Consider the following 20,045-nt stretch of genomic DNA (forward strand, 5'->3'; position numbering starts at 1 on the left):
GTTTTTGGACAAGGGCTTACTGTAGGTTACAATGAAAGTCTGTTGGCGTTTTGATTGGGAATACCAGCCAATTATCGTACCACACTGAGCTTTTAACCTGAGAATTCTAAAAACCAAACAAGAGGAAAACTGATGAAAAAAAGTTTATTTTGCTTTGCCCTATTCATTTCCGGCAGCGTTTTGGCGGCGACCGACCATTATGTATTGCGCGAAGGCAAACATGTCCACCATTTAAAAATCACCCAGAACGGTGACGAAATCACCGTCAGTTCGGACGTGGATTTTGAGCCCAATGCCGACGAAAAAGGCAGCAAAGCCTGTTCTGCCGATATTTCTGGCGAAGCCAAAAGCACGGGCAAAGACAAGTTGACCTTGAAAAAGAAATCTGAAGAAGCCGCTACGCATTGCGTATTGGACATCCAACTGAGCCCAACAGGTGCAAAAATAGAACAATCCGAAAACTGCACAGATTTCGTCACCGGCATTTGTCATTTTGAAAGTGGCGGGAAAGAACTGGTAAAAGTCAAATAGCCGTTTCTGCCCTGCTCACATCAATAGCACTACGAATACACGAAACGGCGCAATCCAATCAGATTGACGGCCATCGTGTGTTCGTGGCTTAATGCTAAAACCAACCCACCCAAAGAATTGCCCTTTTACTCGAGTCGGTGGCGCATAGCGTTTCTGCGATGGCTCCACCTCACCCGCACTTACTCTCACCGCAATTCAGGCACGTCATGCAGCCGTCCATCAGCACCACGGCTTTGGTCTGGCACTTTCCACATAATAAGGCCTTAGCCGGAAATGCCCCGTCCTCGTCGATTTCAGCGGAATCGGTGTGCATGGCCTCAAATTCCTTGCGCTTGGCGGCCAGGAATTTCTTTTGATGGTCGTCCATTTCCCGGTCTTTCAACATGCCGATGCGCTTCAAGTGCGATTCAATCGCACAGCCGATTTCCGCCACCAGCGACGGCATGAACACGCCGCCTTTCTTGAAATAGCCGCCCTTGGGATCAAATACCGCTTTCAATTCTTCCACCAGGAAACAGGCATCGCCGCCCTTGCGGAACACCGCCGAGATAACCCGCGTCAACGCCAGTACCCACTGGAAATGCTCCATGTTCTTGGAGTTGATGAACACCTCGTAAGGCCGACGCTCTTCATGCTCCGTGTCCGCATTCAGGATCATGTCGTTGATCGTAATATATAAGGCATGTTCCGATTGCGGGGTCTTGATCTTATAGGTCGAGCCGTACAGGATTTCCGGGCGCGAGAGGTTCTCGTGCATGCTTTCCAAGTCGATAGCCTGCGCATCGTTGCTGGCCTGGACTGCCGCTGCCTTGTCGTCTTCGGATAAGACTTTGTAGCTGATGATTTTTTTGTCGATTTTATGGGCCATGAGATTGTCTCCTTTTGGAATTCCTTAGTTTGTTTTGATACTGATTTGTTTAAATTTTACCGTTCGACCTGAGTCCCGCTTTATCCCCTCTCCCCTTGTGGGAGAGGGTTAGGGTGAGGGGTGTTTATAGTGTCGCTACCGCGACGGTTATTCTAATGCCGGTTCTCGCACCGGCGGACGAGATACTTTTCTTTGCACGGACAAAGAAAAGTATCCAAAAGAAAAACGCCAGTGCTCGGCGCGGCATAACGGGAAAAATTGTCACCTTAGAATTCGTAGGTCCGATTAGCGTAGCGTAATCGGACGCTTGTTATTCATCCCCTTTTATGGATACCTCTAACTCACCACACCAATTTTCCGGATAAATTCCCTTTTCAACATAACGATGAAAGCTGGAATAAGGCCATTGGTTTACTTGGCTAACAAGCCCATGCTTAACCGGATTCACATGAACATAATCAACATGGCGTTCGAAGTCTTTTTCATCGCGTATCAAATGTTCCCAAAAATGCCGTTGCCAAATGCCTCGTTCCCCAGATGCCTTTCGAACGCTGCTCCGATATTCGGTAAGCGGTAGCGCCCGCGAAAAACCGCTTTTAATCAAGCGCCATCGTTTGCTGAAATCGGCATCTCCCGGAGGCAACGTCCAAACCGCATGGATATGTTCAGGCAACACCACCCACGCATCGATCTGGAAAGGATAGCGTTGTTTTACTGCCCTCACGGTTTCACGTAATAAATCGACTTCTCTAATGAGCAAGTCATTGTTTTTACCCTCCAGCAAATTCACGGTAAAAAACCATGTTCCACCGGGAACGAATGCACGTCTGTAATTGGGCATGGTTTTTTACAACTTCGGAAACCTGAATTCCGTGTTGGGTTTAATACATACGTCCGATTACGCTTCGCTAATCGGACCTACGGGCTAACCCAAACGGATAAACGATATATTTGCTCACACAATTCTCCTACATTTAATGACTTAGCCTTAAGCTCATTCTTGCTGGCAGTATGAAATGATCTCGTTGTCTGAAATTCCGTCTTTACTTGTAAGTTGGTAATGTCGCTCATCAACAACGGAAAGCCTAAATACATCTCCATCTTCTTCTACTGCTAGTTCAAGTATCGCCAAATCATTCTCGGATAAAAATTGAAGGGCTATCGGTTTGCAAAGGGCATTTGGATACCGTTGCTTGCAAAATTCAATGTCTTGCATCACTTGGACAATACCAAATTTATCACCAGGTGACTTTGCTTGGCATGGGATCACATAATGAGCACCTTTCTTACTGATACCAAGGTAAATTTCATCAATTTCAATTTGTCCCATATCTTTTACTGTGGTTCGTAAATGATTTTGTATCGAATAACAGGTAAGGCCAGAAAAAACGTCAACCAATCTGTTATAACGAACCTTTGTCAACAACGCTTGCTCGTCAGTTCCTGGCGCATACTTCTTTACAATTTCTGGTGTCGCGTCTGGAATCTTCACTCTTTGCCTATTATTCGAAGGAGCGATCTTTGCTGGAGAGGCTAATCTAAATTCATAAAGGCCAACCCCAGTGCCAATAATTATCCACTCGGAATTTTCTGGTGCAGTTTTCTTTATCAGATCAGAGAGTTCTTTTCTAAACCTAAACGAATACGGAATATCGCCAAGATTTTTTATTCTGCCAATTCCAAGAGAGTCGCAAGCGCTAGCTAACTCTTCTCTATTGAAACTGACACGCGTTGCTCCAGAAACATAATTGTCCTGAAAAATAAACTCGATGATCTCGTCGTATTTTGCCATTTCTTGCCTTAAGCCAAACGCTTTCTTTTTGGAATCACATCATCGGCGATTCCCCAGTATTCCGAAGCCCGCGACATGTTATAGCCCAACATATCATCAGGCATTTTTTCTAAAACCTTACAATTCAATTTTGTAGCATTTATTCCAAGTGCATCAATCACAGAAGAACCTAACTCCTTTGAAAGCGCAGGAATAACAGCATTGCCTATTTCACGAAATCCATGCCAAATGGTCTTATGAAATTGAAACCAATCTGGAAAGGTGTGCAATCTGGCCGCTTCCCGGACAGTAATACATCTTGGTATTGAGTAATGGATCGGCCTCGGAGCGGTGTATGCACCTTTGTCGCTATTAGTTCCGGCACGGAGCGTATTGCATAAGCCATTAGCCGATAATTTTAAGAATCGGCTTTTTGGCTCAACTGTCCCAGGCTCTACTTTAGCAAATCTATCGATTGAAACTTGAGTGTGAGCCGAAGCAACATGACCATAAACAAGCTCGTCAACAATGCGTTTATGGCAAAGTGAAAATATGTCATTTGGATAAATAGAATATTTTTGTCTTTTCCCTCGATAATCAAGGCTTGCTATTGGTATGCCGCTATCAACCTCGGTAAAAGGATTAATTGTCGCTAAATCTGATATTGATTCGGAAACAGTGGTAAGTGGTGATATTTTTTCAGCAAATAAATCGCCATTTATGCTTGAAATATTCCCGCAAAATGATTCTGGATATTTAGTGGGAGAAACATCAGAGCGGCTACCTATGAGAATAAGGCGCTTGCGTTTCTGTGGTGCCCCATACTTACTGGCATCTAATATCCTAACTGGCTTTTGTACGTTATAGCCTATTAATTCAAATTCGCTAATTAGCTCTTCCAGAAATTGGCGATGTTCACCCGTTGCAATTCCAGGAACATTTTCAAACAAGAAATATTTAGGCCTGATTTCTGATATTATCCGCAAGTATTCGAAAACTAAAGAATTTCGTGGGTCATCAATCTGTCGTTTTCCAATATGAGAAAATCCTTGGCAAGGTGGCCCTCCAGCTATTAAATCCACATCAGTTTTGTAGCCTTTAGATTTCAATGCATAGAGAATTTCCGAGCTTTTTACTTGAGATATATCTCTACATATAGTGTTGCAATAGGGAAAGTTAAAGTGATGCACAATAGAATGGACAGCATCAAATTCTACAGCTACAGCAACATCAAAGCCCGCCGCCTCCAAACCAAGAGACATCCCACCGCAACCAGCGAACAAATCAATTGCAATTGGCCTTTCTGTCACTGTTAAATTGAACATTGATTGAACCTGTGAGATGAACCAAATGTAGGGTTTACCGATATACGAAGCGCATTACTCGCGTGATGATTCGTCAAAATTTGCCATAATAACCCTCTTTCAACGCATCAAACAAATTCGCCGCGCTATGGATTTCCCCATCGTACTCAATCTCTTCATTGCCCTTAAACTCCACGACGCTACCGTCTTCCAGGGTGAACTGGTAGGTGGTGTTTTCTAAATCCTTATCCTTGACCAATACGCCTTGGAAGACTTCGGGGTTGAAGCGGAAGGTGGTGCAGCCTTTTAGGCCCTTGTCGTAGGCGTATTCGTAGATGGACTTGAAGTCTTCGTAGGGGTAATCGGTCGGCACGTTGGCGGTTTTGGAGATGGAGGAATCGATCCACTTCTGTGCAGCAGCCTGGATGTCGACATGCTGTTTGGGGGTGACGTCCTCGGCGGAAATGAAGCAGTCCGGCAGTTGTTGTTCCGGCTTGTCGCTGTAGGGCATGGCGTTGTGGTTGACCAGTTCGCGGTAGGCCAGCAATTCAAAGGAGTAGACATCGACTTTTTCCTTGGACTTTTTGCCTGCGCGGATGACGTTACGCGAGTAATGGTGGGCAAAGCTGGGTTCGATGCCGTTGCTGGCGTTGTTGGCGAGCGACAGGGAAATCGTACCCGTGGGCGCAATGGAGCTGTGATGGGTGAAGCGCGCGCCGGTTGCCATCAATTCCGCCACCAGTTCCGGTTCAATTTTTGCCACTTGCTGCATGTAACGGCTGTATTTGGCATGGAGGATTTTCCCTGCGACCTGGTCGCCGACCTTATAGCCGTCCGCCGCCATTTCTGGCCGTTTGCGTAGCATTTCGCCGGTCACCGTAAACAGTTGTTCCATAATCGGCGCGACGCCTTTTTCTTTGGCGAGGTTTAAGGCGCTTTTCCAACCTTCGATGGCCATGACTTTGGTGACTTCCTCGGTAAATTTGATGGACTCCCCGTCGCCGTACCTCATGCCCAGCATGGTGACGGTTGAGCCCAAACCCAGATAGCCCATGCCGTGACGGCGTTTGCTGGTGATTTCGTCGCGTTGTTTTTGCAGCGGCAAGCCGTTGATTTCGACTACGTTATCCAACATACGGGTAAAGATGCGGATGGTTTTGCGGTAGGTTTCCCAATCGAATTGGGCATCCTTGGTAAACGGCTTAAGGACAAAGCGGGTGAGGTTGACCGAACCCAGCAAGCAACTGCCATACGGCGGTAAGGGTTGCTCCCCGCAGGGGTTGGTGGCGCGGATGTTTTCGCAAAACCAGTTGTTGTTCATTTCGTTGACCTTGTCGATCAGGATGAAGCCCGGCTCGGCATAATCGTAAGTGGAACTCATGATGATGTCCCACAGGCGGCGGGCGGGCATGGTTTTGGTGATTTTGCAGGCGACCAGGCCGTCTGCATTGACGACATAGCCCGTTTTCACGGGGAATTCGCGCCAGACGATAAGGTTGCTGTCGGTTAAGTCGAGTTGGTCGGCCTCGGCTTCTTTTTCGGTGACGGGGAAAGAGAACGACCAGGGTTGGTTGTCCTTGACCGCATCCATAAATTCGGTAGTGATAAGCAAAGACAAGTTGAACTGGCGCAAGCGACCATCCTCACGTTTGGCGCGGATAAATTCGACAACGTCGGGGTGGCCGATATCGAAAGTCGCCATTTGCGCACCGCGCCTGCCGCCTGCGGAAGATACGGTAAAACACATCTTGTCGTAGATGTCCATGAACGACAGGGGCCCGGAGGTATATGCCCCCGCGCCGGACACATAAGCATTCTTGGGGCGCAAGGTAGAAAATTCGTAACCGATCCCGCAGCCCGCTTTCAGCGTTAATCCGGCCTCGTGGACTTTGCCTAGAATATCGTCCATGGAATCGACTATCGTGCCGGATACGGTGCAATTGATGGTAGACGTGGCAGGCTTATGCTCCAGCGCACCGGCATTGGAGATGATCCGGCCTGCCGGAATAACACCTTGGCGCAGGGCCCATAGGAAATCCTTATAACATTGTTCCTGCTGCGCCTTGCCTGTTTCCACGCTGGACAATGCCTTGGCGACGCGCTGGTAAGTCTCGTCTATGTTGGCATCCAGTGCCTTGCCGTCCTTGGTTTTCAGGCGGTATTTGGTATCCCAGATATCCATAGAGGCATCTTGGAACGGTATTTCGGTAACGGTATTGGCGATGACATGGAGTTGTGCTGGCATGGATGGTCTCCCCGATAGTAAGTGCTTTATGGTACTGAAACGCTTATATTTTAATAACAACTACCTTAACGATGTGGGGTATCGCTTGAACTTTGCTGCTTGCCAAAAGGCTTGCTATAGCACGCGATAACGAAATAGGGCTTGGATAGAATGTTACGATATATTGTGGTTTTTTTAAATATTAGCACAATATATTGTGTGCGTGGGAAATTATTTGTATTTTTGGTGAAATTATTACAGGGGGTTAAAAAACTGGTTTTTGTTCAGTTAGTTAATGCTTTTTGGCTATTACTGTTGTGCGGGGATTGACAAGATGCCGCCTAGGCGACTCGGGTCAATCGACCAAAAACCCCCCGCTTTGGTGCTGCCACATGGCGTAGTATTTCCCTTGCTTGTCCAGCAATTGTTGATGCGTCCCTTCCTCGATAATTTTGCCGTATTCCAGCACCACGATGCGGTCCATTTTCAGGATGGTGGAAAGCCGATGGGCTATAACGATGGCGGTCTTGTTTTTGATAAGGTTGAATATCGCGACTTGGATTTGTTGTTCGGTGAGCGAATCTAATGCGCTGGTGGCTTCATCCAGCACCACGATAGGCGCGTCTTCCAAAAAAGCCCTAGCGATGGCGATGCGCTGCTTTTCGCCGCCGGACAGCTTCACGCCGCGTTCGCCCACCATCGTGTCAAATTGTTCCGGCAGGTCGTCGATGAAATCCAGGCTACAGGATTTCTTTGCCACCTCGACCAGTTCAGCATCGGTAATATCGGCGCCCAGCGCGATATTGTCACGGACGGAACGGTGAAATAAATCCGGTTGCTGCGGAACCATCGAAATTTGCCGTCGCAAGGATTCCAGCGTAAAGGACTTCGCATCCATTCCATCATAGGTAATGCAGCCTTGTTGGGGATCGAGAAACCGGAACAGCAGTTTGGTCAGGGTCGATTTTCCTGAACCTGACTGACCGACCAAGGCGATTTTCTCGCCCGCCTTAATGTCCAGGTTAAAGTTTTCAAACAACCGGGTTTGCTGCGGATTGGATTCATTGTAGGTAAACCCCAGATTGTCCAAGCGTATCGCACCTCGACTTATGGTGACCGGCCTAGCATCGGGCGCATCTTGCTCCAGGTCATTCAAGCGAAATATGTCCGCCATTTCCGAAGCATCGGCGAGTGCGGTAAAGAAATTCCTGAAATTACGGCCAAATTCCCATAGGCGCTGGATCAGCATGATCATGATGGATTGGAACAGCACGAACTCGCCCACTTCAAAATTGCCCGTTTGCCATTTTTTTATCATCAGGTAAATCAGCAGCAATTCAACCCCAAAGGTCATTATTCCTTGTACCGCAAAGGAGATGAAGGTCATCAGCCAAGCGATTTTTTTCCGGCGGTAAACTTCATTGGACGCACTGTTGACACGGTTTTGCTCATTATTTTCGAGCGCAAACGTCTTCACGATAAAGATATTGCTAACGGCATCCGAAACAACGCCGCCCACCTTGCTGTCGCCTTCTGCAACGGCTTTGTCAAAGCGCATTTTCCATAGTGAAAAACCGACATTCCAGGTAATGATCAGCGTTACCCAGGCCAAGAAATACAAGGCAAACTGGCGTTGGTGCTGGTAGAAAATGCTAAAAGAAATGGAAACAGCCAGCAGGTTCATATAAAACTGGAACAAAAACCAGTCCATAATAATTTCAAAAGACCGCGAAAAACGGTTGGCTTGCTTGATAAGGCTACCGGAAAAATTGTTCTCAAAAAAAGTCGATTTCTGTTTCTTTAGGACATCGAAGCAGCGTTTTTCCAAAAGATTAACGCCGCCGCCATCCAAAGGCACAATCGCGAGCTCAAGAAAGCGCCATGAAACCCAGATACCAGCATAAACGAGCATAAGCTGCTTGAGGTTTTCAAATAATGCCGCCAAGGTCGCATCAGAATATGTCATCGAGAGGCCGTTAGCGATATTCTTGTAATACGTTGGCGCCACCAAGTCCAACGCCGTTGCACTAGCAACTGCCGCTAAAGCCAATAAGAAATACCATTTCTTTTGCCAGACAACCTTGCTATATTCCCTAAAGATGATGCCCATTTCGATTTATTGTTGCGCTTATGCTTGATAAAGACATTGAAGCTTGTGGCGGTCAATCTTCCCCAAAGCCTTCGCACAAGATACAGTGACCGGCATTAAAATCAAACGATGTTGGTTTAATTTGCGAGAAATTTAAAAATGTGGATGGGATCGCAAGGCATTATGACCTATCACAAATTGTCATTTCGTCGGACACAGTGTAAAAGCGCGCATTATAACAGCCTGCAAATTGCTAAATCAGAAAACACTGCACAAGCTCAAATCCCCATATAAAAAGCAAACCTGATAATTCATGGGAGAACAACGATGAAAACCAACCATTTTGAAATATCATATTGTTTGTGGCCGTGAACCTGTTCCCACACCCTTGCGGGGTCGTCCTGGATGCTCCTGGTCGCGCAACCCCAACAGGCCGAGTTGATCCCAAGCATCCAGCAAAGTCTGCCGCTTCGCTCAGTCCCTTTATAGACTTCATCTTTTCCTATAAATTTGCTGTTTAATCCAACAGATTTTACGGGGATTTTTATGCAGAAGTACTTATGATTTACGCCATGCATGGGCTAGTTGGCATGCTCAATCGGGAACGCCTTTGAACGTACTTCAGGATCTTGGTGGATGGGAATCTGTAGAAATGGTTAGTCGTTATGCTCATCTAAGCGGGGGTCATCTCTTCGCTTACGCTAGGAGCATGGCCGATAACCTTGATACCGTAGCTACGAATTAGCTATGGGTTTATAAACTTAACGTTAGCAATAAAGGCTAAGTGCTTGATTTGATGGTGGGTCGCATGCGATTCGAACGCATGACCATCGCATTAAAAGTGCGGTGCTCTACCGGCTGAGCTAGCGACCCGACAAAGACTTACAATTATAACAATGAAGTATGTCTTTGCAAGAATTTTTTGTCGTTACTGTTGGTAACGGGTTGGATCAGGAATACCCGCTTCCGCAAAGCCAATCATTCTAAGCCGACAAGCGTCACAAACCCTACAAGCTTGGCCTTGGCTATTTGCAGAGTAACAAGAGACGGTCGGCGCATAGTCAACACCTAGTTCCACCCCCAATTTGATGATTGCGGCCTTGCTGAGGGAAATGAGTGGTGTGTGGATGGTGAAATGCTCACCCTCTGCGCCCGCTTTGGTGGCAAGGTTTGCCAGATGTTGGAAGGCGTTGATGAATTCTGGCCTACAATCAGGATAACCGGAATAGTCGATTGCATTTACGCCGATGAATATGTCCGTTATTTTTAACACTTCCGCCCAGCCCAGGGCAAAAGCAAGGAACAGGGTATTTCTGGCGGGTACGTATGTGACGGGTATGCCTTCTTCGAGTTTATCGGGTACTTGGATATTTTGGTCTGTGAGCGCTGAGCCGCCAATAGAACCCAACCCAAGATTGATGATTTTATGGTCTATTACCTGATAGAGCTTAGCTATCTCACTGGCGGCGTTAAGTTCAGCATTATGCCGTTGTCCGTAGTCGAAACTCAGGGCATAGCAACCAAAACCTTGTTGTTTGGCAAGTGCCAACACGGTGATTGAATCTAGCCCACCTGATAAAAGAATGATGGCATTTTTGGACATAGGGGTTATTTACCTCGGGCATCATCCCAAAGCAATTTATGGAGCTGAATTTGGAATCGCACAGGCAATTTGTCCTGTAGTATTTTATCCGCCAATTCGGTTGGATTTTGCTGTCCCATGACGGGCGAAAACAATATTTCGCAGCGGTCGGCCAGTTGATATTCAGACAATATCCGTTTTGACCAGGTGTAATCTTCGTCATTGCCGATGACGAATTTGACTTGGTCATTCTTGTTCAAGTGCCGGATATTTGAGAACAGATTCCTGCTTAATTCGCCAGAACTGGGGGTTTTGATATCCATTACTTTGACGGCTCGACTATCCACCCCTGAAATATCCAATGCACCGCTGGTTTCAAGCGAGACAACGTAACCTAGGTCAAGCAGCTTGGTCATCAATTCCAGGCACGTAGGTTGTGCGAGCGGTTCCCCACCCGTGACCGTTATATAACGTGAGCCAAAACTTTCGACTTCTGCAATGATGTCACTGATTGACTTTTTCTGGCCGCCCGTGAACGCGTATTCGGTATCACAATAACCGCATCGTAACGGGCAACCTGTCAGCCTGATGAAAACGGTGGGAATGCCGACGGTATTGGATTCCCCTTGTAAAGAAAAAAAAATTTCCGTTATTCGTACTGAGTTCACAGTCAGGGTGCGGCTTTTTCAAGGACCAGTAGTTTTTTTTGCGCCAATGCCGCAGCTTTTGAAGTTGGAAATTCAGTGCTGACTCGAGTCAATATTTCACGAGCCTTAGTTGGGTTTTTTTCTTCCATTTCGATATAACCCAGTTTTAACAAGGCATCTGGAACTTTCGCCGAGTTGGGGTGGTTTTCAATGACCGCGTTAAATGCTTTTCGTGCGGCAGAGTTATCCAAGTTGACACGGTACGCTTCGCCCAACCAATATTCGGCATTGCTCGCGTAAGCGCTTCCGGGGTGGTTGGTGATGTAAGCGTTGAACCCAGTTATGGCTTGATCGGTGTGGCCATTTCTAAGGTCGTCATAAGCTTGTTGGTATTCCATTTTTTCAGCTTCAGGTACTTGCGCCGATCCTGCGTCAGCTGATGTTGCAGGACTTGCCGCCTGTGCCGAAGTTGCTGAAACGCTTTTGCCAGTAGAACCAGGAGGGGTATCTTGGGCCTGGCTGGAATGGGTTGGCTGATCGGTGGCCGCTGGGGCTGGAGGGACAACTGCACCTGAGTCTGCCGATGTTGCTGAATCGACTGGTTTTTCTGACAATGGTTGGGAGGTGTCGGACTTATTTTCAATCGTTTGTATACGGTCGTCAAAATCCTTATACATCGTCTTTTGCTGTTTCTTCAACTCTTCTATTAGAAACGTTTGCTCTTCAACCTTACCCGTCAGTTGCTGCACTTCGGCTTGCATTTGATCTATCCGCTTCATCATATCGTAGGTTGTTGTCAATGAGGCGGCTGGATTGGGAACATTCGCAACCGGATTGGCCGCTACGCCAGCACTTTCGTCTACAACCGGCGGCAACTCAGCACAAGCGGCGCTGCAAGCACAGAGCAAAAATAATACAATGCGCGTCCTCATCAACACTTACCTCTGATAAGACAATTCAACACGGCGATTGCGTTCGTAAGCCGTTTCGTCACTGCCCATAACGGCAGGTTTTTCTTCGCCATAACTGACCAACGTCAATTGCCCATCAGAAGCGCCTTGCGCTTTCAATAGGGCGGCTACTGCTTTGGCACGTTGATCGCCCAGGGCAATATTATATTCCGGCGATCCGCGTTCGTCCGCATGACCTTCCAGCGTCAATTTTTGGTTTGGGTGGGCCGCCAAGTATCGGGCATGGGCGTTGATGACTACAATAAAATCGGGTTGGACTTCGCTGCTGTCGTAGACGAAATAAATGGTACTCCTGGACAACGGGTTGTTGGGGTCGCTGAATTCAGGGCCGAGGAAGGCGTTATTGCCTGTTACCCCAGTATAACCTGGGCCTGCCATACCCGTTAATCCGCTGGTCGAAGCGTCATTGATGCCGCTAGCGGCATTTTGTCCAGCATTGCTTAGGTCATCTGTCGGTTCGTCTTCACTACAACCGGATAAGGCCAATACAGCGACCAATACAATCATCAATATGTTGTTAATTTTCATAAAAATTCCTTAGATTAATTTCTGACTACTGTGGATGTTTGCCGAGTTAGGGTGACCATGCTGGTTCACGTACCCCACCATTACTGAAACCAAGCCTTTGTTGCATTTTACCATCTAACGACACGGCGGATAAGTAAGCCGTGCCGCCTTTTTTGGCGGCATAAATAACCATTGCCCCGTTTGGTGCAAAGCTGGGCGATTCGTCAGCAGGGCCAGAGGTAATGACATTGATTGAGCGACTTCCGACATCCATCACGCCAATGCGGTAATCACCGCCATTGCCATGCACCATCGCGATGCTTTTCCCGTCCGGGGAAAAACTGGCGCGGGCGTTATAATCGCCTGAAAATGTGATCCGTTTTTCTCCGCTACCCGAACTTGAGACCATATAAAGTTGTGGTTTGCCGCCACGATCTGATGTAAACACAATGTTGCTGCCGTCGGGTGACCAGACCGGTTCAGTGTCAATCGAATAGCTTTTCGTCAACTTGTTTAACGCGCCCGTATTAAGGTTAAGCGTATAAATATCTGGGCTACCATCTTTGGATAAGGTCAAAGCCAGTTTGGTGCCGTCAGGCGACCAAGTCGGAGATCCATTGATGCCTGGGAATTCTGCCACCCGTTTCCGCTCTCCCGTTGCCAATATTTGCACGTAAATTGCGGCAGTCTTTCGCTCAAATGACACGTAAGCGATCCTGCTTTTATCGGGCGACCAGGACGGCGACATCAAAGGTTCTTGTGATGTCGCGATAGTTTGTGGGTTAAAGCCGTCCGTATCCGCGATTTGGAGCTGGCTTTGCTGGTTGTTGTTGGTCACATAAGCGATCCGACCGCTAAATGCGCCTTTTTTGCCCGTCAGTTTTTCAAAGATCATGTCGCTAATTTGATGTGCTGTCCTACGCAAATCGGCGGCAGAGGAATTCATCTGGTAGCCCAATAATTGACCGCTTTTCAGTACATCCAGCAATTGGAATTGCACGCTGTATTGGCCGCCAGCGCCACCACCAACCTGGCCCACGACCAGATAGTTCTGGTTTAATGCTTGCCATTCCGGGAAGTTGACCGCAGATGCCGAACTCGGCCTGCTTTGCATGTACTGTTCCGCAAGCATTTTGAAATAGCCGCTACGTGCCAGGTCAGCATTTATAACCGCACTGATATCAACCGGCGTACCCGATGAGGCAAACGGCACGATGGCGACGGGTATGCCATTGTCGGCGCTCTCGGTGATGTCGATAGTCAGTTCGGCACGGCAAAGCGGCGAAACTACAGCTATCAAGCCTAGTATCAGGGTTTTTTTAAGGAAATTCACGTTTCTACCTCGTCAAGCCTACGTTTTAACTAATTATGGTGTCACCATTTTACTTTTCTTATCTTAACATATCATGAATATCAATGAGATATTAATAGTATCTCATCCTAATTCGCATTAAATGTAAAAGAGATTGCCCGAAATTCTTTGAGTAGCGTTTTGTCGCTTGGGACAGGTAAAGGCGATGCCCGTTCAATCGCATTTTCAACTGAACGGGTAAAAATATCGTTGCCATTGCAATTAACGGTAGAGTCCATCACCGTACCATCCGAGGAAAGCCTTATTCTCACGCTGCAACTGGAACCTGATGAACCGGGTGGTGCGACCCAAGTCCTTTTGACTTTTGCTTTAATAAGTCCTTTATATTTTTCGATTTCTGCTGCGTTCGAAGCGGCTTGTGCGACAGCTTCCGCTTTCGCATTTTCAGCGGCCTCGGCCTCAAGTTTGGCTTTTTCTTCGGCGGCTAGTGCGGCCATTCGTTTTGCTTCGGCCTTTGCTTTCGCTGCCGCTTCTTCTTTGGCTAAGGCAGCGGCTTCCGCCTTGGCTTCGGCAGCAGCCTGTTTTTTGGCTTCCGCTTCTGCAGCCTTTTTGGCCTCGGCTTTGGCTTGTGCCGATTTCAATTTGGCCTCTGCTTTTGCCTCAGCAGCCGCCTTCGCCTTTGCATCTGCCGCCGCTTGTTTCTTGGCTTCCGCTTCTGCCGCCTTTTTGGCCTCGGTTTTGGTTTGCGCTGCCTTCAATTTGGCCTCTGCCTCCGCTTTTGCCTCAGCAGCTTTGGATTTTGCGTCCGCCGCCGCTCGTTTTTTGGCTTCCGCTTCGGCGGCTTTTTTAGCTTCGGCCTTGGCTTGGGCGGCAGCTTCCGCCTTTGCTTCCGCAGCGGCTTTGGCCTTCTCCTCGGTGGCTGCTTGTCTTTTGGCTTCCGCTTCGGCGGCTTTTTTAGCTTCGGCCTTGGCTTGGGCGGCAGCCTCCGCCCTTGCTTCTGCAGCGGCTTTGGCCTTTTCCTCGGCGGCTGCTTGTTTTTTGGCTTCCGCTTCGGCGGTCTTTTTGGCCTCGGCTTTGGCTTCTGCAGTAACGGCTGCTTTCATTTTGGCTTCCGCTTTAGCCTTGGCTTCAGCAGCAGCTTCAGCAATCGCTTTTTGGGCTTCTTCCTTTTTAGCTGCAGCGAGTTTGGTGGCCTCTAATTTTTTTGCTGCCTCAGCTTCACGTTTTGCTGCTTCGGCTTGAGCTTTTAGTTTTTCAGCTTCTTGTTCCTTAAGAAGTTGGGCTTCTTGGTTTGCTGTATTCTCGGTTAATTGTTGTTGCTTTGTTTCTTTTGGCGTGACCGTCGGCTTTACACTGGATTTTGCTTTTGAAGCCGATTTACTTTGCACGACTGTCGCGTGAATGATATCCGCATCCGGCTGCATTAATTCGGCTTTCGGTTTAAATAAAGCGCTTAAGGCAAATAAACCCAGCAAAGTCAGATGCAGTGCCAAGGCGTATAGGAATGCCCGGGTAAGCTTTTTTTGACTATCCATTTATATCTTATTGGCCGTCATCCGATTTGGTCATTAGCCCCACGTTGGGTATGCCTGCATTTTTAAGTGATGCCATCACAGTGACCACAGCACCGTAATCAACGCTTTTATCGGCATTAATCAATACTTGAGGGTTTTTGTTATTGGCTAATACGGCTTCAACCCTGGCATTGATGTCTTCCGGCTGAACAAGGTCATCGGTTACGCCATCGGCATTGATATAGTGTTTGCCGTCTTTTTTGATGGAAATGACAATCGGCGGCTTACCGCCTTCTTTCTGCTCGACATTGGCAGATTCGGCTTTCGGTAAGTCTACTTCTACGCCCGTTTGCAGCATGGGTGTCGTAATCATGAAGATAATCAACAACACCAAGGTCACGTCGATATAAGGGACGACATTGATTTCCCCCATGGGTTTCCTGCGCTTATTTTTTCTCATTTCATGTGTGCCTGTCTTTGTAATAAGACCACGAATTCTTCGACGAATAACTCGTATCGCCCAGTGAGGCTATCCAAACGCGAAGAAAAACGGTTATAGGCAATCACCGCAGGGATCGCCGCAAACAAACCAATTGCCGTTGCGATCAGGGCTTCCGCAATACCCGGCGCGACTTGCGCCAAAGTTGCCTGTTTGACTGTGCTTAAGGACATGAAAGAATTCATGATGCCCCATACCGTTCCAAACAGGCCGATGTAAGGGCTGATGGAGCCTACGGTTGCCAGGAACGGCAAGTGTTGGTCGAGGCGGTCAAGCTCCCGCGACAATTCGATCCGCATGGCGCGTTGGGCGCTTTCCACCTGCACCATCGGCTCGACATTGCCCGCTTGCCGCATCCGGGAGAATTCCTTGTAACCTGCCAAGAATATTTTCTCGATGCCTTCCGGTTCAAAATCCTTGGCGGACAATTTACGGAACAAGTCGGCCAAGGCCACGCCAGACCAGAATTCTTCTTCAAATTCGTCAGTGATTTCAATCGCCCTTCCTAGCTCCTTACGCTTGGAAAAGATAAACGTCCACGATGCCACGGATGCCGCAACCAGCAGCAACATGACGAATTGGACGACAAAGCTGGCTTCCAGTATCAAATGGAAAATGGATAAATCAGTATTCATGCGCTAAATGCTCTAATTAAATGGTCGGGAATGGCTTTGGGTTTCATTGTGTTTATATCCAGACAGGCAATGCGGACATCCGCTGTCACTAAAAGTTGCTCATCATGGGTGATTAATTGGGCAAATTCAAGGCTGGCTTTTTTTAGCTGGTTAATTTCAGCAGAAACTTGCAATAATTGGTTGAAGCGGGCTGGTTTGCGGTATTCGACCTGTAATGACCGCACCGCAAAGACGATACCGTCATTCGTCATCAGTTCGTCTTGCTCAAAGCCTTCCGTCCTGAGCAATTCTGTCCTCGCCCGTTCCATATACTTCAAATAATTGGCGTAAAACACCACGCCACCTGCGTCGGTGTCTTCGTAATAAACCCGAATCGGCCAAACAAAAGGTTTATTCAAACAGGTCACCAGACAAGCCGACACTTTTGGGTACTTTCAGGCCGAAATGCAAATACGCTTGCTGCGTCACCACGCGTCCTCGCGGTGTACGCATGATAAAGCCTTGCTGCAAGAGATAGGGTTCCAAAACGTCTTCAATCGTACCGCGCTCTTCATTAATTGCGGCAGACAAGGTGTCAAGGCCAACAGGGCCGCCGGAGAAATTGTCTATCATCGCCATCAACAGTTTACGGTCCAGGGCATCAAAACCGTTAGTATCCACACGCAACATGTCCAGGGCCTGAACAGAAATAATGTCGTTTATAACGCCGTTTGCCTTAACTTCGGCATAATCCCGTACCCGGCGCAGCAAGCGGTTGGCGATACGTGGCGTACCCCGCGAACGGCGGGCAATTTCATAGGCACCCTGCGGTTCTATGTGGATGCCCAAAACCTTGGCCGAACGGGTAACGATGCTGGCAAGTTCATCAATCGTATAGAATTCCAGTCGTTGGACGATACCGAAACGATCCCGTAACGGCGATGTCAGCAGGCCTGCCCTTGTTGTTGCACCCACCAACGTAAACGGCGGCAAGTCCAGCTTGATCGAGCGGGCCGCAGGGCCTTCGCCGATCATCAAATCCAGTTGGTAATCTTCCATCGCAGGATACAGGATTTCTTCAACGGCTGGACTTAAGCGGTGGATTTCATCAATAAACAGCACATCGTGGGTTTCAAGATTGGTCAGCAAAGCCGCCAAATCCCCCGCTTTTTCCAGCACCGGCCCCGAAGTTTGTCGAATGTTAACACACATTTCCGTGGCGATGATATTGGCCAACGTGGTTTTTCCCAGCCCAGGCGGGCCGAAAATCAGGACGTGATCCAGGGCTTCCCGCCGTGCCGTCGCCGCCTGGATGAAGATTTCCATTTGGGTACGCAGTTCTTGCTGGCCGATATATTCAGCCAACCGCTTAGGGCGAATGGCACGGTCTTGCCTTTCTTCGTCGGGTTGGCTTAAGCCACTGATGATGCGGTCGGATTCAATCACTAATTTGTCTTAATGGATGCAATTATTCTGCAGTGGCACCGTTCGTCCTGTCGAAGGGCAAGCACGGCATTTTTTAAATCATGTCGATTTTAGCCCTATTTCACCGCGCCTTGTAACGCCAACCGGATAATCTCTTCGCAGGTTTTACCTTCGACGGCAATATTTTGCACCATTTTACCAGCATCCAAGGGTTTATAGCCTAATGAACATAAGGCGCTAATGGCTTCCTGCTTGGGATTTGAAATGGATAGCGACATCGTAGAACTGACTAATTCGTGATTACCTACCGATGAATCCCCCAAATCCGGCAAGCGGTCGCGCATTTCGATCACCAGTCGTTCGGCGGTTTTTTTGCCTACCCCCGGCAAACGCACTAACGATTGCGTGTCGTTGTTATAAATGCAGCGATGAAATTCCTCGGCGGTTTGGCCGGACAATATCGTCAGCGCCAGCTTGGGGCCGACACCGTTCACCTTAATCAAGGTCCGGAACATCGTCCGGTCGGCTTCGGTGGAAAAGCCAAACAGGATGTGTGCGTCTTCCCGTACGACCAGATGGGTGTGCAACAGGATTTCTGTGCCGATGGCGGGCAGGTTATAGAACGTGGTCATCGGCGCTTCCACCTCGTAACCTACGCCTTGCACGTCCAGTAACAATAAGGGCGGGGCTTTATGGATGAGTTTTCCGCGTAAAAAGCCAATCATAAGATTACTAAATTTAGGGCTTTCCAAAAAACCGTTCGTCCTGAGCGTGTCGAAGGATGAATGTTTTTTTGGAAATCAGTAAAACAAATATCAGTAGCTCGTCCATGCTTCGACAAGCTCAGCACGAACGGGCTTATTAACTTATTGGCCAATTTTGTTACGTTCATTTACCCAATCCTTTCTGCAAACGCAGTGCGGTTTGTTGGTAATGGGCATGGCACAGGCAAATGCCCAGCGCATCGCTCGCGTCGATTTGTAATTCGCCCTGGATGTTCAACAATATTTTCACCATGTGTTGGACTTGTGATTTTGCCGCGTTGCCCTTACCAACCACGGCTTGCTTGACCTGCTTGGCGGAATACTCGAACACCGGCAAACCCGCCGCCTGCACCGCGCAAATCGCCGCCCCGCGCGCCTGCCCCAATTTTAATGCGGAATCCGCATTGATGTGCATAAACACCTGTTCAATGGCCATTTGCTCAGGCTGATAGCGCTCCACCACTTCCAATAAACCTTTGAATATCTGTTTCAGCCGATCAGGAAAATACTCCGCCGTCACCCGAATACTGCCGCTGGCGATGTATTGAAAACCGCGCGGCGATTCTTCAATCACGCCGTAACCAGTCAATCGTGAGCCGGGGTCTATGCCTAATATTCGCATTAATCATTGTAGGTTGGGGTGAGGTACGAACCCCAACATTGGAGATTAACAAAATTGTTGGGGTTCACTTTGTTCACCCACAACCTACGAGCTAACCTACGACGCTTGTTAAGCATGGAAGGTTGTTGCAATTATCCTAATAGCAAAAAGTGTAACAATTGCTTGAATTAAAGTTAACAATCCTTGATATTGACACAAACGCGTAAAGTTACGAGAACTTGAAACAAAATCACCGTTTCTTGCTGCAGTAAGGATATCAGAAGCGCACCACCTTACAAAAGGCAACATACCTTTTTCAGTTTCGTTAAAAATAAATTCACGATTTAAGACAACATTATTTTTCTTAAACTCTTTGCCTAATTCGTAACCAACTGAACTACCCATAGAGTGACTCGCAACAATAACTGCAATAAATTTTTGGAAAATTGCAAGTATCAGCGCGGCAATAAAAAGGTATATAAACCATTGAATGCCGCAAATTGAAATATTCTCTTGAATAGATTTGTATTGAGATACAAATAAAGTAGATGCTGCAGCGAAGCCACTTATTAACCAACCTGAAAACGTATCTATTATTGTGGATGCTTTTCCATTTACATTGCCACGCATAACAAGCATAAATAATTGTTCATAAATATTTTCTATTTCTGTCATCGACTCATTCCGGGTATGTTATGTATGCTACACAATTTTTCATCATTCCCACGCAGGGGCGTCACTGCCATTAAGTTAAGCCCTATTTGTCTCAAAAGCACAGTTTTTTCTGCCGTTTATGGAAACTCAGCAACGAGCGGGCCGAAC

22 protein-coding genes and 1 tRNA gene are annotated in these 20,045 nt (G+C 47.7%); 3 read left to right on the forward strand and 20 right to left on the reverse strand.

Annotation, left to right across the window (positions count from 1 at the left end):
* Positions 1 to 132: 132 nt before the first annotated feature.
* Entirely contained in the window at positions 133 to 531 is a 399-nt protein-coding gene (locus MGMO_RS06890) for a hypothetical protein (protein ID WP_023494319.1), read from the forward strand.
* Between the two features lie 169 nt (positions 532 to 700).
* Here the strand turns inward: MGMO_RS06890 and MGMO_RS06895 are convergent, their stop codons facing one another.
* Entirely contained in the window at positions 701 to 1,399 is a 699-nt protein-coding gene (locus MGMO_RS06895) for a TSCPD domain-containing protein (protein ID WP_023494320.1), read from the reverse strand.
* A 155-nt stretch (positions 1,400 to 1,554) separates the two neighbouring features.
* Between MGMO_RS06895 and MGMO_RS19915 the strand changes: the two genes are divergently transcribed.
* On the forward strand, positions 1,555 to 1,698 hold the full coding sequence (locus MGMO_RS19915) for a hypothetical protein (protein WP_161808471.1): 144 nt from the start codon (positions 1,555 to 1,557) through the stop codon (positions 1,696 to 1,698).
* 11 nt (positions 1,699 to 1,709) lie between these two features.
* Here the strand turns inward: MGMO_RS19915 and MGMO_RS06900 are convergent, their stop codons facing one another.
* The 5 genes from MGMO_RS06900 to MGMO_RS06920 all read right to left on the reverse strand — a co-directional run bounded on the left by MGMO_RS06900 (position 1,710) and on the right by MGMO_RS06920 (position 8,808).
* Positions 1,710 to 2,240 (reverse strand): REP-associated tyrosine transposase, encoded by a 531-nt coding sequence (locus MGMO_RS06900; protein ID WP_023494321.1) that lies wholly within the window; start codon positions 2,238 to 2,240, stop codon positions 1,710 to 1,712.
* Between the two features lie 153 nt (positions 2,241 to 2,393).
* Positions 2,394 to 3,191 (reverse strand): hypothetical protein, encoded by a 798-nt coding sequence (locus MGMO_RS06905; RefSeq protein WP_023494322.1) that lies wholly within the window; start codon positions 3,189 to 3,191, stop codon positions 2,394 to 2,396.
* Positions 3,192 to 3,199: 8 nt separating this feature from the next.
* A complete protein-coding gene (locus tag MGMO_RS06910) occupies positions 3,200 to 4,495 on the reverse strand; it encodes a DNA cytosine methyltransferase (protein WP_023494323.1) in 1,296 nt (431 codons plus the stop codon).
* A 73-nt stretch (positions 4,496 to 4,568) separates the two neighbouring features.
* The gene (locus MGMO_RS06915; RefSeq protein WP_023494324.1) at positions 4,569 to 6,719 is read right to left on the reverse strand and encodes an adenosylcobalamin-dependent ribonucleoside-diphosphate reductase; all 2,151 of its coding nucleotides are present in this window, start codon (positions 6,717 to 6,719) and stop codon (positions 4,569 to 4,571) included.
* Between the two features lie 334 nt (positions 6,720 to 7,053).
* Positions 7,054 to 8,808: an ABC transporter ATP-binding protein gene (locus MGMO_RS06920; protein WP_023494325.1), complete on the reverse strand. Its 1,755-nt coding sequence runs from the start codon at positions 8,806 to 8,808 to the stop codon at positions 7,054 to 7,056.
* 508 nt (positions 8,809 to 9,316) lie between these two features.
* Here MGMO_RS06920 and MGMO_RS20525 point away from each other — a divergent pair.
* Entirely contained in the window at positions 9,317 to 9,532 is a 216-nt protein-coding gene (locus MGMO_RS20525) for a tyrosine-type recombinase/integrase (RefSeq protein WP_456152396.1), read from the forward strand.
* A 52-nt stretch (positions 9,533 to 9,584) separates the two neighbouring features.
* On the opposite strand, the gene MGMO_RS06930 is transcribed toward MGMO_RS20525, so the two are convergent.
* The 14 genes from MGMO_RS06930 to MGMO_RS06995 all read right to left on the reverse strand — a co-directional run bounded on the left by MGMO_RS06930 (position 9,585) and on the right by MGMO_RS06995 (position 19,898).
* Positions 9,585 to 9,660: transfer RNA gene (locus MGMO_RS06930), tRNA-Lys, on the reverse strand.
* Between the two features lie 55 nt (positions 9,661 to 9,715).
* Positions 9,716 to 10,390 carry a 7-cyano-7-deazaguanine synthase QueC gene (queC, locus tag MGMO_RS06935; protein ID WP_023494326.1) on the reverse strand — a complete coding sequence of 225 codons (675 nt, stop codon included), beginning with the start codon at positions 10,388 to 10,390 and terminating at the stop codon, positions 9,716 to 9,718.
* Between the two features lie 5 nt (positions 10,391 to 10,395).
* Positions 10,396 to 11,037 (reverse strand): 7-carboxy-7-deazaguanine synthase QueE, encoded by a 642-nt coding sequence (gene queE, locus MGMO_RS06940; RefSeq protein ID WP_023494327.1) that lies wholly within the window; start codon positions 11,035 to 11,037, stop codon positions 10,396 to 10,398.
* 2 nt (positions 11,038 to 11,039) lie between these two features.
* On the reverse strand, positions 11,040 to 11,948 hold the full coding sequence (ybgF, locus tag MGMO_RS06945) for a tol-pal system protein YbgF (protein ID WP_023494328.1): 909 nt from the start codon (positions 11,946 to 11,948) through the stop codon (positions 11,040 to 11,042).
* A gap of 6 nt (positions 11,949 to 11,954) precedes the next feature.
* A complete protein-coding gene (pal, locus tag MGMO_RS06950) occupies positions 11,955 to 12,515 on the reverse strand; it encodes a peptidoglycan-associated lipoprotein Pal (protein ID WP_023494329.1) in 561 nt (186 codons plus the stop codon).
* Positions 12,516 to 12,561: 46 nt separating this feature from the next.
* Complete coding sequence (gene tolB / locus MGMO_RS06955) at positions 12,562 to 13,827, reverse strand: Tol-Pal system beta propeller repeat protein TolB (RefSeq protein ID WP_023494330.1); 1,266 nt, start codon at positions 13,825 to 13,827, stop codon at positions 12,562 to 12,564.
* Positions 13,828 to 13,934: 107 nt separating this feature from the next.
* On the reverse strand, positions 13,935 to 15,341 hold the full coding sequence (gene tolA, locus MGMO_RS06960; RefSeq protein ID WP_023494331.1) for a cell envelope integrity protein TolA: 1,407 nt from the start codon (positions 15,339 to 15,341) through the stop codon (positions 13,935 to 13,937).
* A gap of 7 nt (positions 15,342 to 15,348) precedes the next feature.
* The gene (gene tolR, locus MGMO_RS06965) at positions 15,349 to 15,780 is read right to left on the reverse strand and encodes a protein TolR (RefSeq protein WP_036307211.1); all 432 of its coding nucleotides are present in this window, start codon (positions 15,778 to 15,780) and stop codon (positions 15,349 to 15,351) included.
* Positions 15,777 to 16,454: a protein TolQ gene (gene tolQ, locus MGMO_RS06970; RefSeq protein ID WP_023494333.1), complete on the reverse strand. Its 678-nt coding sequence runs from the start codon at positions 16,452 to 16,454 to the stop codon at positions 15,777 to 15,779. Before tolQ ends, tolR begins: the two co-directional genes overlap by 4 nt.
* Positions 16,451 to 16,861: a tol-pal system-associated acyl-CoA thioesterase gene (ybgC, locus tag MGMO_RS06975; RefSeq protein ID WP_023494334.1), complete on the reverse strand. Its 411-nt coding sequence runs from the start codon at positions 16,859 to 16,861 to the stop codon at positions 16,451 to 16,453. Before ybgC ends, tolQ begins: the two co-directional genes overlap by 4 nt.
* On the reverse strand, positions 16,845 to 17,879 hold the full coding sequence (ruvB, locus tag MGMO_RS06980) for a Holliday junction branch migration DNA helicase RuvB (RefSeq protein ID WP_023494335.1): 1,035 nt from the start codon (positions 17,877 to 17,879) through the stop codon (positions 16,845 to 16,847). The genes ybgC and ruvB overlap by 17 nt, the downstream gene beginning before the upstream one ends.
* Before the next feature lie 95 nt (positions 17,880 to 17,974).
* A complete protein-coding gene (gene ruvA, locus MGMO_RS06985) occupies positions 17,975 to 18,583 on the reverse strand; it encodes a Holliday junction branch migration protein RuvA (RefSeq protein WP_036307215.1) in 609 nt (202 codons plus the stop codon).
* A 163-nt stretch (positions 18,584 to 18,746) separates the two neighbouring features.
* Complete coding sequence (ruvC, locus tag MGMO_RS06990) at positions 18,747 to 19,244, reverse strand: crossover junction endodeoxyribonuclease RuvC (RefSeq protein WP_023494338.1); 498 nt, start codon at positions 19,242 to 19,244, stop codon at positions 18,747 to 18,749.
* A 108-nt stretch (positions 19,245 to 19,352) separates the two neighbouring features.
* Complete coding sequence (locus MGMO_RS06995; protein WP_023494339.1) at positions 19,353 to 19,898, reverse strand: hypothetical protein; 546 nt, start codon at positions 19,896 to 19,898, stop codon at positions 19,353 to 19,355.
* Between the last annotated feature and the right edge of the window lie 147 nt (positions 19,899 to 20,045).

It is taken from the genome of Methyloglobulus morosus KoM1 (assembly GCF_000496735.2).
GTDB classification, from domain to species: domain Bacteria; phylum Pseudomonadota; class Gammaproteobacteria; order Methylococcales; family Methylomonadaceae; genus Methyloglobulus; species Methyloglobulus morosus.

Coding starts and splice junctions, on each gene's coding strand:
- MGMO_RS06890 (WP_023494319.1), top strand. CDS start 133: ATGAAAAAAAGTTTATTTTGCTTTGCCCTATTCATTTCCGGCAGCGTT.
- MGMO_RS06895 (WP_023494320.1), bottom strand. CDS start 1,399: ATGGCCCATAAAATCGACAAAAAAATCATCAGCTACAAAGTCTTATCC.
- MGMO_RS19915 (WP_161808471.1), top strand. CDS start 1,555: ATGCCGGTTCTCGCACCGGCGGACGAGATACTTTTCTTTGCACGGACA.
- MGMO_RS06900 (WP_023494321.1), bottom strand. CDS start 2,240: ATGCCCAATTACAGACGTGCATTCGTTCCCGGTGGAACATGGTTTTTT.
- MGMO_RS06905 (WP_023494322.1), bottom strand. CDS start 3,191: ATGGCAAAATACGACGAGATCATCGAGTTTATTTTTCAGGACAATTAT.
- MGMO_RS06910 (WP_023494323.1), bottom strand. CDS start 4,495: ATGTTCAATTTAACAGTGACAGAAAGGCCAATTGCAATTGATTTGTTC.
- MGMO_RS06915 (WP_023494324.1), bottom strand. CDS start 6,719: ATGCCAGCACAACTCCATGTCATCGCCAATACCGTTACCGAAATACCG.
- MGMO_RS06920 (WP_023494325.1), bottom strand. CDS start 8,808: ATGGGCATCATCTTTAGGGAATATAGCAAGGTTGTCTGGCAAAAGAAA.
- queC (WP_023494326.1), bottom strand. CDS start 10,390: ATGTCCAAAAATGCCATCATTCTTTTATCAGGTGGGCTAGATTCAATC.
- ybgF (WP_023494328.1), bottom strand. CDS start 11,948: ATGAGGACGCGCATTGTATTATTTTTGCTCTGTGCTTGCAGCGCCGCT.
- pal (WP_023494329.1), bottom strand. CDS start 12,515: ATGAAAATTAACAACATATTGATGATTGTATTGGTCGCTGTATTGGCC.
- tolA (WP_023494331.1), bottom strand. CDS start 15,341: ATGGATAGTCAAAAAAAGCTTACCCGGGCATTCCTATACGCCTTGGCA.
- tolR (WP_036307211.1), bottom strand. CDS start 15,780: ATGAGAAAAAATAAGCGCAGGAAACCCATGGGGGAAATCAATGTCGTC.
- tolQ (WP_023494333.1), bottom strand. CDS start 16,454: ATGAATACTGATTTATCCATTTTCCATTTGATACTGGAAGCCAGCTTT.
- ruvA (WP_036307215.1), bottom strand. CDS start 18,583: ATGATTGGCTTTTTACGCGGAAAACTCATCCATAAAGCCCCGCCCTTA.
- ruvC (WP_023494338.1), bottom strand. CDS start 19,244: ATGCGAATATTAGGCATAGACCCCGGCTCACGATTGACTGGTTACGGC.
- MGMO_RS06995 (WP_023494339.1), bottom strand. CDS start 19,898: ATGACAGAAATAGAAAATATTTATGAACAATTATTTATGCTTGTTATG.